We start from the raw sequence: 12,184 nt of genomic DNA on the forward strand, positions 1-12,184 counted from the left end.
GAGGAAAATAACAAAGAATGAATTGGATACCAGGTAATACTAAACAGGGAACATTCACCATCGTGATTTTCATCCTACTGTTAGTATGTATCCGAGTTGGTTTCTACATAAACGAACCTGCGGAGTACTTTTCAGGAAACCTGTTGCCAGAATTGACTGGGATGCTGATCGAGCTATGCATTATATTGTTCATCGTAGATCGCTGGCAGGAACAAAACCGAATACAGCTTTTAATCATCAAAGAGAAGCGTCTACGTGAGTATCTGATTTTTTTCTTGCGACACGGATTTAAAACATTACCCCGCAAGTATCGTGTAGGTAACTTTTATGGTGAAGAACATAAGCAGAACATTGAGTACCTCGACAATTTGTTCGATTTTATCAAAGCAAATGGCCTAGCTACTCAAGAAATTGATGCCATTCGTTCTCAATGTGACATTGACCTAAATACTTTTGGTAACTTGCTTCCGGTCGCGTCTGAATTAACTGATGGCCACTTCAAAGCATGGTCTCGCATCGTGTATTTCATGGTACGTATATCTAAAGGTTTGGGTGATGATGAAGAGAGTATTAAATATATAATCACAAATATTAGACATTATGAAAACGCATCCCATGCAAGTGGTATATATGTGGGGTCAAAAAGCGTATAATAAAGCGCTTAAGACGGATTCCCATTGCTTGGTATTTTCGGTTTGGTTCAAATTCAACTTTAGTGTTTTCTGCACAATGGTTTAGGTAAGGTGGTAGCGTTGCTCACCACTTACGTTATGTTTATTAAGGAACTAGGTATGTATGAAGAAAAACTCAATATTCCAAAGGGCCATAAGCTTGTCAGAAAAAGTAGCAAAAGTGAGCAAAGAAAAGGTCGTGATACTGACATTTATGGTTATGACGAACTAGATCAAAACGGGCAGCTAATCGCCAAGTATATCGTAAGGGATAGTATGAGCATCTATCCTCCTCAAAGCACTATAGTATCATTCGTCAAATATGATATTGATGGAAAAGAAATTGAAAAAGGCACCTTATGAGAACTAAACAAATATTTTATAACGTTCGTGGGCATGATGATGAAACATATATCTTTCTAGATAGGTTAGATGATGGTACATATCAAGTAAGGCAAGGTACATCGAAACCTGTAAGTCATTTTAAATGGGAAGAAAACAGTACCACTATATCTCTAGATGAATTTCTTGCTCACAATGAGTTATATCGGCCCCGTGTAGAACAGTTGATAGCAGAATTTGAAACAGAATAAACATAAAAATCTGTTTAAGAGCAATTCGCAACGCGTGGCATTTTTCACTATGCGTTGAGTTTAGAGTTTAAGTTGGTATTCGGCAGCTTCGGTATTGCGTTGCTCACACCTTAACAGGACATTAGAGTCTAGGAGAATAAATGGAGGTCCAATTGGAATTCTCTGACTGGGTAGCTGGAGCTGCACTTTTAGTGTCTCTTCTCACACTCTATCGTAGTAGTTATTACTCTTCATTTGTGTTCGGTGCTCGATTAGTTGAGATTAATCGTCGATACAAAGAAAGTGCGGGAACTGTAGTAAAAGATGAGCTCGCTTGTAAGTTTATTATGTCAAATACAGGAAATACATCAGTATTTGTCGATAGGCTTGTTGTTCAACTTGGGGAACACGAAATTGTAAGTTCTACAGAGTTTTCCTATGACATTAAGCAATTACTGAGCCCGGGCGAAACCACATCTCAAACCATTGATTTAAAATCACTAAACTTTTCTGAAGGTCAGTCTTACACCTTTACATTTTCTATCTACAATGCTGCTGTATCAAGGTTTCATGCACAAGATACAATAAAAGTCATGAAGTCAGACCCAATGATGGCTAATGTTACTTTCAATAGGTTCTGTCGATTTAAATTCAAACTCACAAGTTTTTCATTTGTTAAACGTTGGAGAGTTTGGAGAAACAGTAAAAAGTACAACTTACAATCTGTTCAAGAGTGATTTGGCACAGGTGGCATTTTTGCTATGCGTTGCGTTTAGTATTGCGGTAACATCGGTATCGAGTTGCCCACATCTTAACAGGGCTTAAAAAATTTAGGTTGATGAACTGTTTTACAGAAGTAATATTCAAACAAAAGTGGTTAAAAATAAAGCTATGAATTTTGCAGGGCGTAATTGGTATTATAGTTATCGAGAGTTATTCTCAATAGGTACCGAGAAAAAATTCAATAAAGCGTCCAATGATATTGCTAGTCGCTATGCATTACTAACCAAGTCTTGGAATGAAGAGCTTAATTCACAATGGACCTCACGAACTTACTTGTCTACTAAAATGATCCTCAATGCGACTGTGCTGTTAAAGCAGCGAGAGTTTGCACAAGAGTCGAATCTACGTGTGGCTGTTCCATACCTTGAATATTATGCTATTTTGTCTTTGCTTCGTGGTGTGGTTTTTATGCTTCCTGATAAAGATTGGGAAGATGGTAAGCTCATTGAAATTTCTCACGCAAAAGCAATTAGTTTAACGTGTGATTGGGTTGCTAAGTTTGATCAAGAGAAAGCTAAAGAAGTTAAGAGCTTTTGTAACCAGCTAAAAGCTCAGCGAGAACTTATATCATATAGAGCACCAGCTAGTGGAGATGCTAACCTTGGATTTGATTATGATATTGAACACTTTGCAACGTTATTAGCTGAAGTTGCACAGTTTAGCTCTGAACTACTCGAGTCATCTATTAAGAAAAATACTTCCAAGGATGACCATGTTTTGCTAAACAAACATGCAGAGCAAGTATGTAATATAGAAATTGAAGGTTTCGAGTTCCATGATCGTGAAGATCGCCATCGTATGAACTATGTACGACGTAAGCAGCCGCATCCATTAAATTTAGAATTATTTATGACAGAAGGGCAGGTTGAAGATTTCATTGGTGCTTGGGATACTGACAATCATGAAGAAGGAACTGAAGAACAGATGTTTTACTCAGGTTCTCCGTTAAGCTGGCAAGATATATTCGACGTGCCATAAATCCTCTAATAAACTGTTCAAGATGGACTCCCAACGCGTGGTATTTCCGGTTTGCGTTGAGTTCAGTGATTAAGTCACTTTGCGTTAGCTTTTGTATAGCGATCCTGCCCCCTAATGCGTCGCTATATTATTTGGAGACTGTGGTGGGACATCAGTTTAAATTTCACATCGAAAGTCGCTTCACTTGATGGTCAGTATTGATGGTTTCACGCAGTGAGACCATCGCCTTACTAAGTCTACAGGGATAGAACAGCGTACACACCCGTATACACGGTATGTACGCTCTGCATGCATTCGTTCACACGCAAATAGACATGGTTTTACTGAATACTCAATCTCGGTGGCCGATATAACTATCGTTCCAACATGGAAAGTTTGTTTTCGATATCTTTGGCAATGACTTGCAGCTTGCTGGAAAGCCGTGATCGAATGATGCACATAAGAATCTGCTTATCTTTTTTGTACCAAGTGTAAAGCGTATTACGGCCTCGCCCCGACTCGTCCTCAAGGTCGGCAACTGTTAAACCAAACTGCTTTAAATACTCCGCTAGATCGTATCCCATAGGCTCAAACCGTCTTTAGATGCTCATTACACTCTTTAATAACGTCCACCAGCTTCTCTATCGTTAAAGAGCTGGCCGAACGCCCCTCAAATTCAGCAAATAACTCGTGCAATACCATGCACTTTGTTTGCTGCTTTAGAAACTTTGCTTCGTCTAGCATTCGGGTAAGGCGCTTGATTGCCTCTGCCTTGCGAATAACTAACTGAACCGCGCTTAACTTAGGCGCACTCAAATAACCGATCACGGCACCTAAATCGCGCTCTAATTGCTTAATCTCACTCACGCTCATCGGTTTTTGCCTCTTCTTCGATATATTCCGAAACAGTCTCGTTAAAGAACACCGTGAAATCCGCACGAAAATCACTAGGAACGTCGTAACCAAGCTCCATAACGTATTCGCAAGCTTCCGAGAACTTAGGGCAATCTGGATACATCAGAATGATTTTAGCCAGTTCAAAACACGTAATTTCTGCGTTTTTTTGACTGACGGCATGATTAACAAGCGATTGCCAAGCAATGTGATTCGTCACTGAGTAATTGCAAAACTGCGGCTTAGTTTGAATGGCCGCTTTAACTAGAGTCGGCAACGTTCCGGTGCGCTCTGCAATTACGTTCGCCAGAATGGTTTTCATTGAGTCGCAATTTAAGTCAAACCATAGGGCGTCAAGCTCCGCTTGGTCGCTGTAGGCTAGTTGGACGTAAGCGCTTGCAAATTCTGGATTATCAAAACCAAGTACGTCTTGAAAAACAATGGTCGCTGCGTCAATGGTATTCACTACTTTCTCCTTAGCTGTCTTGCTTACTAACTTCGCCTAGTTCGGCCTCTTCCGGTGTAACTGCGTCGATAACAGTTATCTGGCCGGACTCTTCAAGCAACTTACTGAGTCGGGCCACTTCTTCTTGTAGTTCTTTGATTTGGCTTTCTTGTTGCTTGGTTCGGAGTAAGTAATAATTCGAGTTAGCGATACCAAAAGAAATGTTTTCCATAACGATGTTCGATACATCCTCATGGTCATGTAGAAGAGCCAAGGCTTTAGCCGCTGCTAAGGAACAAAGCTCACTAACGCTAACAGGTTGCAGCGTGTTGGCTTCCATCTGTTTAAGTAGTGATCTTGATTTCGAAAGAATCCCCTCTGCTAGTAGCTGTTCTTGCGTTGACAGTACAATCTCGCGTGTCATAGCTGGATATTTCCTCGTTGTTCTCGTAGATAGTGACAGACTTGTACGAACCGACTAGCTTGGCTAGCCGGATCATAAACTCATCAAGGTTTAAGCGTTTCGCATCAGTGAATACGATTTGACGAGCTTGAAGTAGTTCGGATCTTTTCTGCTCCGTCGTCTTTTGATTCGTCGCTTTCATTGTGGTGTTCAGAATCCTTGCATTGGCAATCTTCACAATCGCACTCTGTAAGTTTCACGCTGCTCAAATCCACACCTGCCATCTTTGCAAGAGCAATAGCTGTTACCTTTGGAAGAAGTTGAGGCATAAGCTCTTTGATCACCTCGTTCAAAGCACAACCGATGTGATCAGCGAGATTATTGTTAACCGTAGGAAACTGTTCGTGTTTAATGCCTAGACCTACTCTTTCATCATCCTGAATCTCTGGATTAATGGTTAAGGCGATTTTAAAACCGTCCCTTTGCACAAACTCTTCAAGAAAGTTCATTAGTTCTGGTCGTGTTTTGCTGTTTAGCACTTTTTGGTCGGTCATTTGTTCATACCTATTTGTTGAATTAGCCACAAAGGGCTTAGAAGAAAGCCGCTCGTCATAAGCAGCGTTCCAATCAAAAAAATTATGGTCGATGTCTTACTTGTTAACTTTCGATTCATAGAATCATAGAACGACAACACCGAAATCATAAAAAGAGCGTGACCAACAGAGAAGATCACGAATCCAAACAAAACAACAATCAAGCCTATTTTCCCCTGTGTTTTGTCTGGTAATACCTTGCGTCACTTTGTGTTGCGCCATTGTGCCATAGCAATAATTTCTTTTGTTGGCGCTAGCTGGTGGCGGCCAAATGGGATTTTGTTTTGTCGCATTATCTCGATGACTTTAGGAACTAAGTGGATACTTAGCCCTACTACTCGGTAATGCTCAATCTGTGGAATTGCTCGGCCTAGCTCGAACGCTAGGTACTCAACTGCATCTTGCTCTGAGCAATGTCTATGGATAGAAAGGAGACGAATAGCTGCGTTAAATCCTATTGCCGCGATTTCATCTCTCGGTGAAACTTTGTTTTTGGTCATGTCAGTCATACCTTGCAATATTCATTGAACAAAAATAATTGTATCCGTTCGATGATTATACAAACAAACCTAAATATTGGAATTTATGTTTTCAAAAATGTTGCGTTGCTTCGCGTCCTCTCGCACCAACTCTTCAAAGCTCCATATTCCGGTAAGCTCTCCAATCTGATCGAGCGCTTCTAGTGGCAATTTAGACCACGCATATTCCACCAGCTCTAAATCTGTACCAACCTTGTTGAAGAATAATTGCTTGCGACTACCTAGCGGATCGTGTCGTACTGGTTCGCCTTCTGGTATTGGGTTGCCGCCAGTTGCGCCTCGATGGTGAACGGGACAAAGGCCATAACCAAAAAAGTGAGCTAGTGGCTTAACCGCACCTTTCTCACTCGAATGATGAAACTCAACGTATTCCAACGGTTCAGGCCAATCATTCGGGTGACCAAGCTTATCGCAAGCTATACAACCACAACGTTGAATCACGGCCTGTCCATAGATCTGTTCTGCCTTTGTCGGTTTGCGACCTTTCATTGCTCTTCTCCTGTTTTCTAGGCACAAAAAAAGCGCTGCATTCACTGAATGCAACGCTCTAACTCAAAAGCGATACTCTAAAGCGTCACTGTTAACGCCTCGGCTTGTTCTTTTAGATCTTCAATCATGGCTCTTGGATAGGAACCAAGCTCCTGAATGTTGATAGGCAGTAACGTATCTGCGTCAACTCCTAAGTGATCGGCTATAGCGGCCATTATTTTCTTAGTTGAGTAAGGCTTCATTCTCTGGCTCAAAGCAACTTGCTGATAGCCAGCTTGCGCAAACACGCCTTTTTTGTAGTAGTGATAAGTGATCAGGTAGTAGGTTAATACTTGGTTCGGATTACTCATCTAATGCGTTCCCCTAAATGACTGCTAATGTTTCTTGGTATTTTTTGAATAGTTCTAACACTCGCCCTTTGGCCGCAAATCGCCCTAACTGTCCACCAGCAAACCATAATCCGGTATCTGATAGTGAGAGAAGTTGAATTTCTTTCTTGAGCGCGGCTTTAAAGTCCTCAATGAGCACCATCTTAGTGAGAACGGGGAACGTCCCACTATTCACTGTGATTGGTCTAGTTGGAACGTCATAAGCTTCCACTAGCTCTTTAGCCTTTTGATTGGATAGCCCGTAGTGAATACCCAAACCGGAAACAATCGCATATCCAGCCGGAATAAAATTGCGCTCTAACTCGTCAATTCGTCGATGAGCGTCGTTGGCAGTTTCAATGGCCTGTTTGGTCTGCTTCTCCTGTTCAACTAGAGCCTTTGCTTGCTCAAGTAACCATTCCGCGCTTGTTCGCGGCTGTTCGGTCAATGAATAGGAGCCATGCTTTCGAATATTTGGTAACACTTCGTGAGTGATCCAACGCTGAAACGGCTTACCCTTTGGCGCTTGGCTGGAAAGAATCAAGTCATACATACCAGCCTCGTTTATTACCGTAAGCCGTTGATTTAACTCTAACGTCGAGCAGCTCGACGTTGGAAATTCGGCCATTAATTGCTTTAGCGGCTTCTTATCTTGTTCTGAAACATACCGATTAACCGCATCACGAGCGTTCACAAGGCCAAGCATTGCGCCGACCTCGTTCCCGATAAACCAAGGATCGTTATCCATATCAATGATGACGGTCAGATCCCCAAAAATAGGTTTGTTGAATTTGGTTATGTTCATCAACGTAATTCCTTAAAACATGGTTCTTTTGGTCATACCCTGCTTACACACGAACACGCACTATTGGCTTAACTTCAGTCATGCAATGAATATCAATAGAGTCGCCTTGCGGCGGCTCATAACACACGACTTTGAAATCATTCGGATCTACTGGCTTTTTAGGTCTAATGAATTGGCTATATCTCTTCCCGTTAAGCTTGAAATCGTACTGATAAGGCAAGTCTCGTAATTTCATGCCTACCTCACCAATTTGAGTGATTTCAATCTCGCAACGATTACGCCAGCTAGAAAGTAAATCATCACCGTAAATTCGATGCCGAACTTAGCCAGCATGTAGATCGCTAGTGCGCCGTGTATCGCTACTAGAACGGTTTCACTAAAACGCATAACTCACCTAGAAACGAAAACGATGCTTGATTTGTTGAATGTTGTGGAACACTGGCAAGTGAAGCTTCTTTGCGTAAGCAACTTCAGCGAATGCGCCAACGCTAGTTTTCCAGTTCGGCAAGCAATAAATCGCGTCAACTTCACGAATCATTGCCATTGCTATATCCATGTACCCTTGTTCGCTTAATCCTTCTGGCAACATCAGTGCGTGAACGGGAACGTGACCGATGCACTGAATCTTTAGGGCTGCGCGTTTAAATTGCGCTTCGCTATCAGGCACATCGGTAACGCCACCAGCGATATAAATCTTCATCCCTTAATGCTCTCCATTTCGCGTCTAAGGGCGTTGATTTTTAGCTCAATACGCTCAATTTCTTCGGTACTGGATTCTTTAGTGATTTGATGTTGCAGCTCGGAAATCTCGCGTGGGATCTCTCCTACTCGCCATAGATAAAAATCAAGCTTTTCGATTTTCTTATGTCGGATAGCTTCTAGCTGGTCTTTGTCTACGAGCTGGTAGATCTGCGCTAGCATGATTTCAACGTCAGCAATTTCTTCCATCACTTCAGTGATCGAGCCTTTGCCTTGTCGAAAGTGGTGGTACAGGGCAACGGCCAATTCATTTAGCTCTGAAATGGCTTGTTCAACTTGGCGTCTGCGCCCCATTGTTAACAATACTTGGCAAGCTTTTTGGTCTGGTAATTTGGTCATTGATTGTTACCTTTTGTTTTGTTTCGAAAACAAATATATGATCGAAATTTACGTTTGTAAATTTAACAGGCCGAAAATTTAGATTCTTCTTTTGCGCGGTGAAGAGCCTCTAAAGCAACATCAAACGCTTCAATTTCCATTCGCCCGTATGAGTTACACGTATTGCCGATCATGCTAGCCATGCCAGCTAGTGTTTTTAAGTCCTGTTCTAAGTTCTCACTCAATACTTTGAAGTCTCTTTGCTTCGCTAGCTTGTGAAGGCGATATACGCTCAAGAATGCGTTGCTGGTGGCTTCTAGGTAATTCACTAGCGCTTTAGCAAACTCCTGATCCATTGTTGGCACATCGTTGTTGATTGCGATTTCTTCAAAGCCGTACTCGTGCATTTTGGCGATCAAAATCTTCATTTGCTGCTTGATATCGTTCATCGTTTCATGGCCCTTAGTTGGTCAATTCGATCAGAAAACTCGTGTCGTTCTCCTGAACGTCGATACTCTTCTCGAACCTTGTCACTTACCGAAACTCGACTGTGTACTGGTAGCGCTTTTAGCTCATCCTCTGCAAGTCTCAAGCGGCCAGCTCGTTCTTTAGCGTCTGCATCCCGTAGATACTTGATGAAAAGTTCTAACTCTCCACCAGCTCTAGCTCGTTTCAAATCCCAATCACAATTTTGTGCTACCCATTTCTCGGCTCTCCCCATTGGCGCACGATTCAAAAATCGGTCATAGGCCTCGCGGTATTCCGCTTCGGTTCGCTGGTTAATCTGAGTCATCAACTCACCAAGCGATGGAGGGAAGCGGTTACCGTTGGATAGTCGGTCAAAACAGATCGCTAGTATCCGGTTAAGTTGCAAATCATTCAGGGTCGAAAGGAAGTTTTCCCATGCCGTAGTAATCACTGCGCCATTCATCGTGACCCATGTCTTGCCGTACATTTCCGTTAGCGTGTCCCATAGGGCTGTTAGCTTGGGATTCAATCCATTGGCGCTGTTGTTGTACTCGTGCAAATTTGATTGCTGGCGATTGGTTTGGGTAAATCCGCAACCATTCAGGGAAGATTGACTGATCGGCATTCTCGCCATAACCGATTCCATTGATTTCAAATTTCTGTCCATTGTCGATACCTCTTAGATTCGTGTCGTTAAGCAATTCATCTGTCCAGCGTTCGTACTTGATGTAACGTTCTGGATGTAAGCGATCAAAACCTTGTTGCTGCGCTGCATTGCGTCGCTTTACGTCTTCAGCGAGCATTCGTGCAAACTCGTAAGGCTCGGCCTTTAGGCGCTTGATAACTCGCTTAAACTCATTGAATGCTTGAATCTTCCCAACCTTTCTCATTCCGGCAGTCCAGAAAATTGCAAACGCATCAGAAAGCAATTGGTCTGAATCGTCAGATTCGGCCGAAGTATTTAGATCAGTATTTAGTTTAAGATCAGTATTTAGTAGTGTCGTATTAGCCGGATCTGGCTTTTCCGTAATACGGCTTTCACGGATTAGGCTTTTTGGATAGTCACTCACTTCATACCAGGTTGAACCGTCAGCCTCTTTGTGGCGAAGGCAAAAGCCACGCTCAATAAGCTCTTTTAGTATTACGTAAACACCATCACGCCCCGTTTTCTTCATGGTTCCGGTGGTTACTTTCTCTAAGTGGGACACTTTAACTTCCCAATCATCAGGTTTTGACAACAAGTAACTAAGCAATCCCATAGCTTGAAAACTCAAACAATGGTCTGCATAAACCTCGTTGCAAATCATGGTGAAGTTGCGACTTGCACGTTTACGCTTGATCGTTGCGTTCTTATTTGGTTGTGCCATATAATTACCTCGTCACAGCACTAACATTTGGTGCAAACTTAAAGACCGCCGCCTCACACGGCGGTTTTTTTTACTTAAAATTCACTATTTGTTCGAATGTCTTTGTAGATAGAACTTGCGCGTTCAGCCTGTTCTTCTTCGTTGTATTCGTCTTTAGGTTCAGTCAAACCACACTTTTCAACTAACGCTTGTCTGAGTGATTCAAGTTTCTCGACTGGCACTCCCAATGCGTTGCTGAGTTCATCGACATCTTTCCACCAGTTGAAACTTGTCGCGCTCAAAACGCAGTAAGCTCCTAACTCTTCAAGCGTCAAACCACGCTTAAAAATCATCGTTGGAACGACAGCCATGTTGTTTAGAACGAAAAAGCGATTTTCAGGAATGTTCATGGTTACCTCTCAATGTGCTTTGGTTGAGCGTGGCGACACTGAGCTATTAGCGCCACAAGTGGGTGGCTGATAGGAAATAGCTCCCACGCTCACCAAAACACACTTTTAGGTTATCTACTGTTGAGTGTCGTCAACATTCGATGAATGCAATCATTGATCGTAAACAGCAGAGTTGTCAAATAAAAAATTTTCGACCAATAATCGACCAAAAAAAAGAATTGGTTTATACTTGGTGTGTGAATTTCACATACATATACAAGCGTAATATTTAAACATCAAACAGGGGGCATTATGTCTATGTCTGTGCTTGCTCGGAACATTGAGCAGAGGAAACGGGATTTAAACATAACCAAAAGCATCGACTTGGCAAAGAGATCTGGTGTAAGTCGAGCGGTGTTAACCAACATCAAATTGAATCCAGAAAAAAGTATCATGCTCGATTCGGCTATCAGGCTAGCAGATGCCCTCGATTGCCGTCTTGAGTGGTTAGCTACTGGTGAAGGTTCGCCAACGGCTGATGAATACAAAGAGCTTTCTCGCATTGAACTAGGTGCTCCCCTAGTATCATTAAACTCGTTCGTTGACGTTGACCCAGATGAGTTTTTAAAAACGGGCGTTTCAGAGCGCACTCAACGATTCCCTTGCCCTAGTGGAAACTCAAAGAGTCAATTCGTTGTAAAGGTGAATGACCAAATCAAAAACTATCCTGCTGGTGGCTACTTGTACTTTGACATTGATAAATCACCTGTGTCTGGTCAATTGGTTGTAGCAAACACTGGTAACAACGTGGAGATCATGGAATACCAATCCGCACACGGTAGGCAGTTTTTGAAATCCATGAATGAAGAGTTACCTCTTGAATTGCGTCTTGTAGAAATCACTGGTCAGAAATTAATTGGCACTTTCGCTGCGTATGCGATATTCTAATTTTTGGTGATAGATATCACTCACAATCAGCTTTTAAAAGGATTTCCCTCGCTATGCGAGGGTTTTTTTGTCTAAAATCCCAAATCAATCAAAAGCGAAAACAATAATTTCATTTTTTACCGTTTTCGATCACTTCCAATATTTTCATCGTTAAGTTAATCTTTGCATCGTTCGGAAACAAGCGAACAAAAATAAAACCGCCCATTTCTGAGCGGCTTTATTCACAAGGTATGACCAGACCATTTAATGGTATGACCGTGTTGAAGCGGCGACCAAACCGCTGCAACGCCGTCATAGTATCACAAAAGATAAGTGAGTAAACATGACTATTGACGAAGCAAAAATGACTGGCGAAGGAACTGCCAAAAAAGACCCTCAAATGGAACGTGTGACTAACTTCCCTGAGTTTATCGAGCGTGTAGAGGCTGGCTCGATTG

General features: G+C 42.2%; 23 protein-coding genes. 6 read left to right on the forward strand and 17 right to left on the reverse strand.

What is annotated here, in order from left to right:
- The first annotated feature begins 17 nt into the window (after positions 1 to 17).
- The 5 genes from IQR33_RS14455 (at position 18) to IQR33_RS14480 (ending at position 3,004) form a co-directional block, all read left to right on the forward strand.
- Complete coding sequence (locus IQR33_RS14455) at positions 18 to 653, forward strand: hypothetical protein (RefSeq protein ID WP_072875490.1); 636 nt, start codon at positions 18 to 20, stop codon at positions 651 to 653.
- A 138-nt stretch (positions 654 to 791) separates the two neighbouring features.
- Positions 792 to 1,034, forward strand: a complete 243-nt coding sequence (locus IQR33_RS14460; protein WP_072875488.1) for a hypothetical protein — start codon at positions 792 to 794, stop codon at positions 1,032 to 1,034.
- On the forward strand, positions 1,031 to 1,264 hold the full coding sequence (locus tag IQR33_RS14465; protein ID WP_193838104.1) for a hypothetical protein: 234 nt from the start codon (positions 1,031 to 1,033) through the stop codon (positions 1,262 to 1,264). The genes IQR33_RS14460 and IQR33_RS14465 overlap by 4 nt, the downstream gene beginning before the upstream one ends.
- A 152-nt stretch (positions 1,265 to 1,416) precedes the next feature.
- Positions 1,417 to 1,980 (forward strand): hypothetical protein, encoded by a 564-nt coding sequence (locus tag IQR33_RS14475; RefSeq protein WP_175547327.1) that lies wholly within the window; start codon positions 1,417 to 1,419, stop codon positions 1,978 to 1,980.
- A 136-nt stretch (positions 1,981 to 2,116) separates the two neighbouring features.
- A complete protein-coding gene (locus tag IQR33_RS14480; protein WP_139277031.1) occupies positions 2,117 to 3,004 on the forward strand; it encodes a hypothetical protein in 888 nt (295 codons plus the stop codon).
- A 353-nt stretch (positions 3,005 to 3,357) separates the two neighbouring features.
- Here IQR33_RS14480 and IQR33_RS14485 read toward each other — a convergent pair whose 3' ends face one another.
- The 17 genes from IQR33_RS14485 to IQR33_RS14565 form a co-directional block, all read right to left on the reverse strand.
- Positions 3,358 to 3,567, reverse strand: coding sequence for a hypothetical protein (locus tag IQR33_RS14485; RefSeq protein ID WP_020840915.1), 210 nt, complete (start codon positions 3,565 to 3,567; stop codon positions 3,358 to 3,360).
- 4 nt (positions 3,568 to 3,571) lie between these two features.
- Positions 3,572 to 3,856: a hypothetical protein gene (locus IQR33_RS14490; RefSeq protein ID WP_021453067.1), complete on the reverse strand. Its 285-nt coding sequence runs from the start codon at positions 3,854 to 3,856 to the stop codon at positions 3,572 to 3,574.
- On the reverse strand, positions 3,843 to 4,343 hold the full coding sequence (locus IQR33_RS14495; protein WP_140326829.1) for a hypothetical protein: 501 nt from the start codon (positions 4,341 to 4,343) through the stop codon (positions 3,843 to 3,845). The genes IQR33_RS14490 and IQR33_RS14495 overlap by 14 nt, the downstream gene beginning before the upstream one ends.
- 10 nt (positions 4,344 to 4,353) lie before the next feature.
- Entirely contained in the window at positions 4,354 to 4,746 is a 393-nt protein-coding gene (locus tag IQR33_RS14500) for a hypothetical protein (RefSeq protein ID WP_020840918.1), read from the reverse strand.
- Positions 4,747 to 4,850: 104 nt separating this feature from the next.
- A complete protein-coding gene (locus IQR33_RS14505; protein ID WP_029860343.1) occupies positions 4,851 to 5,279 on the reverse strand; it encodes a hypothetical protein in 429 nt (142 codons plus the stop codon).
- Between the two features lie 242 nt (positions 5,280 to 5,521).
- A complete protein-coding gene (locus tag IQR33_RS14510; RefSeq protein ID WP_029810961.1) occupies positions 5,522 to 5,818 on the reverse strand; it encodes a hypothetical protein in 297 nt (98 codons plus the stop codon).
- Positions 5,819 to 5,887: 69 nt separating this feature from the next.
- Positions 5,888 to 6,346, reverse strand: a complete 459-nt coding sequence (locus IQR33_RS14515; RefSeq protein ID WP_020840922.1) for a Ref family recombination enhancement nuclease — start codon at positions 6,344 to 6,346, stop codon at positions 5,888 to 5,890.
- A 77-nt stretch (positions 6,347 to 6,423) separates the two neighbouring features.
- Complete coding sequence (locus IQR33_RS14520) at positions 6,424 to 6,696, reverse strand: hypothetical protein (RefSeq protein WP_020840923.1); 273 nt, start codon at positions 6,694 to 6,696, stop codon at positions 6,424 to 6,426.
- Between the two features lie 13 nt (positions 6,697 to 6,709).
- Positions 6,710 to 7,519: a Bro-N domain-containing protein gene (locus tag IQR33_RS14525; RefSeq protein ID WP_020840924.1), complete on the reverse strand. Its 810-nt coding sequence runs from the start codon at positions 7,517 to 7,519 to the stop codon at positions 6,710 to 6,712.
- 43 nt (positions 7,520 to 7,562) lie between these two features.
- Positions 7,563 to 7,754 (reverse strand): hypothetical protein, encoded by a 192-nt coding sequence (locus IQR33_RS14530; RefSeq protein WP_020840925.1) that lies wholly within the window; start codon positions 7,752 to 7,754, stop codon positions 7,563 to 7,565.
- Between the two features lie 2 nt (positions 7,755 to 7,756).
- Positions 7,757 to 7,906, reverse strand: a complete 150-nt coding sequence (locus tag IQR33_RS14535; protein WP_021454738.1) for a hypothetical protein — start codon at positions 7,904 to 7,906, stop codon at positions 7,757 to 7,759.
- Between the two features lie 7 nt (positions 7,907 to 7,913).
- Positions 7,914 to 8,219 carry a DUF4406 domain-containing protein gene (locus IQR33_RS14540; RefSeq protein ID WP_021453152.1) on the reverse strand — a complete coding sequence of 102 codons (306 nt, stop codon included), beginning with the start codon at positions 8,217 to 8,219 and terminating at the stop codon, positions 7,914 to 7,916.
- Positions 8,216 to 8,617, reverse strand: coding sequence for a hypothetical protein (locus tag IQR33_RS14545; protein ID WP_021453894.1), 402 nt, complete (start codon positions 8,615 to 8,617; stop codon positions 8,216 to 8,218). Before IQR33_RS14545 ends, IQR33_RS14540 begins: the two co-directional genes overlap by 4 nt.
- A 62-nt stretch (positions 8,618 to 8,679) precedes the next feature.
- Complete coding sequence (locus IQR33_RS14550) at positions 8,680 to 9,045, reverse strand: hypothetical protein (RefSeq protein ID WP_193838078.1); 366 nt, start codon at positions 9,043 to 9,045, stop codon at positions 8,680 to 8,682.
- Positions 9,042 to 9,527, reverse strand: a complete 486-nt coding sequence (locus IQR33_RS14555) for a hypothetical protein (RefSeq protein ID WP_193843784.1) — start codon at positions 9,525 to 9,527, stop codon at positions 9,042 to 9,044. Before IQR33_RS14555 ends, IQR33_RS14550 begins: the two co-directional genes overlap by 4 nt.
- Positions 9,472 to 10,431, reverse strand: coding sequence for a hypothetical protein (locus IQR33_RS14560; RefSeq protein ID WP_193838079.1), 960 nt, complete (start codon positions 10,429 to 10,431; stop codon positions 9,472 to 9,474). The genes IQR33_RS14555 and IQR33_RS14560 overlap by 56 nt, the downstream gene beginning before the upstream one ends.
- A 74-nt stretch (positions 10,432 to 10,505) precedes the next feature.
- Complete coding sequence (locus IQR33_RS14565; protein WP_020840932.1) at positions 10,506 to 10,820, reverse strand: hypothetical protein; 315 nt, start codon at positions 10,818 to 10,820, stop codon at positions 10,506 to 10,508.
- A 291-nt stretch (positions 10,821 to 11,111) separates the two neighbouring features.
- Here IQR33_RS14565 and IQR33_RS14570 point away from each other — a divergent pair, with 291 nt between their 5' ends.
- On the forward strand, positions 11,112 to 11,747 hold the full coding sequence (locus IQR33_RS14570; protein WP_025510299.1) for a helix-turn-helix domain-containing protein: 636 nt from the start codon (positions 11,112 to 11,114) through the stop codon (positions 11,745 to 11,747).
- The last annotated feature ends 437 nt before the right edge of the window (positions 11,748 to 12,184 follow it).

The sequence above is a fragment of the Vibrio sp. OPT46 genome (genome assembly GCF_015163535.1).
GTDB lineage: Bacteria > Pseudomonadota > Gammaproteobacteria > Enterobacterales > Vibrionaceae > Vibrio > Vibrio alginolyticus.

Coding starts and splice junctions, on each gene's coding strand:
- IQR33_RS14520 (WP_020840923.1), bottom strand. CDS start 6,696: ATGAGTAATCCGAACCAAGTATTAACCTACTACCTGATCACTTATCAC.
- IQR33_RS14505 (WP_029860343.1), bottom strand. CDS start 5,279: ATGACCGACCAAAAAGTGCTAAACAGCAAAACACGACCAGAACTAATG.
- IQR33_RS14485 (WP_020840915.1), bottom strand. CDS start 3,567: ATGGGATACGATCTAGCGGAGTATTTAAAGCAGTTTGGTTTAACAGTT.
- IQR33_RS14460 (WP_072875488.1), top strand. CDS start 792: ATGTATGAAGAAAAACTCAATATTCCAAAGGGCCATAAGCTTGTCAGA.
- IQR33_RS14515 (WP_020840922.1), bottom strand. CDS start 6,346: ATGAAAGGTCGCAAACCGACAAAGGCAGAACAGATCTATGGACAGGCC.
- IQR33_RS14570 (WP_025510299.1), top strand. CDS start 11,112: ATGTCTATGTCTGTGCTTGCTCGGAACATTGAGCAGAGGAAACGGGAT.
- IQR33_RS14555 (WP_193843784.1), bottom strand. CDS start 9,527: ATGAATGGCGCAGTGATTACTACGGCATGGGAAAACTTCCTTTCGACC.
- IQR33_RS14535 (WP_021454738.1), bottom strand. CDS start 7,906: ATGCGTTTTAGTGAAACCGTTCTAGTAGCGATACACGGCGCACTAGCG.
- IQR33_RS14455 (WP_072875490.1), top strand. CDS start 18: ATGAATTGGATACCAGGTAATACTAAACAGGGAACATTCACCATCGTG.
- IQR33_RS14550 (WP_193838078.1), bottom strand. CDS start 9,045: ATGAACGATATCAAGCAGCAAATGAAGATTTTGATCGCCAAAATGCAC.
- IQR33_RS14565 (WP_020840932.1), bottom strand. CDS start 10,820: ATGAACATTCCTGAAAATCGCTTTTTCGTTCTAAACAACATGGCTGTC.
- IQR33_RS14490 (WP_021453067.1), bottom strand. CDS start 3,856: ATGAGCGTGAGTGAGATTAAGCAATTAGAGCGCGATTTAGGTGCCGTG.
- IQR33_RS14530 (WP_020840925.1), bottom strand. CDS start 7,754: ATGAAATTACGAGACTTGCCTTATCAGTACGATTTCAAGCTTAACGGG.
- IQR33_RS14500 (WP_020840918.1), bottom strand. CDS start 4,746: ATGACACGCGAGATTGTACTGTCAACGCAAGAACAGCTACTAGCAGAG.
- IQR33_RS14525 (WP_020840924.1), bottom strand. CDS start 7,519: ATGAACATAACCAAATTCAACAAACCTATTTTTGGGGATCTGACCGTC.
- IQR33_RS14510 (WP_029810961.1), bottom strand. CDS start 5,818: ATGACCAAAAACAAAGTTTCACCGAGAGATGAAATCGCGGCAATAGGA.
- IQR33_RS14545 (WP_021453894.1), bottom strand. CDS start 8,617: ATGACCAAATTACCAGACCAAAAAGCTTGCCAAGTATTGTTAACAATG.
- IQR33_RS14465 (WP_193838104.1), top strand. CDS start 1,031: ATGAGAACTAAACAAATATTTTATAACGTTCGTGGGCATGATGATGAA.
- IQR33_RS14540 (WP_021453152.1), bottom strand. CDS start 8,219: ATGAAGATTTATATCGCTGGTGGCGTTACCGATGTGCCTGATAGCGAA.
- IQR33_RS14560 (WP_193838079.1), bottom strand. CDS start 10,431: ATGGCACAACCAAATAAGAACGCAACGATCAAGCGTAAACGTGCAAGT.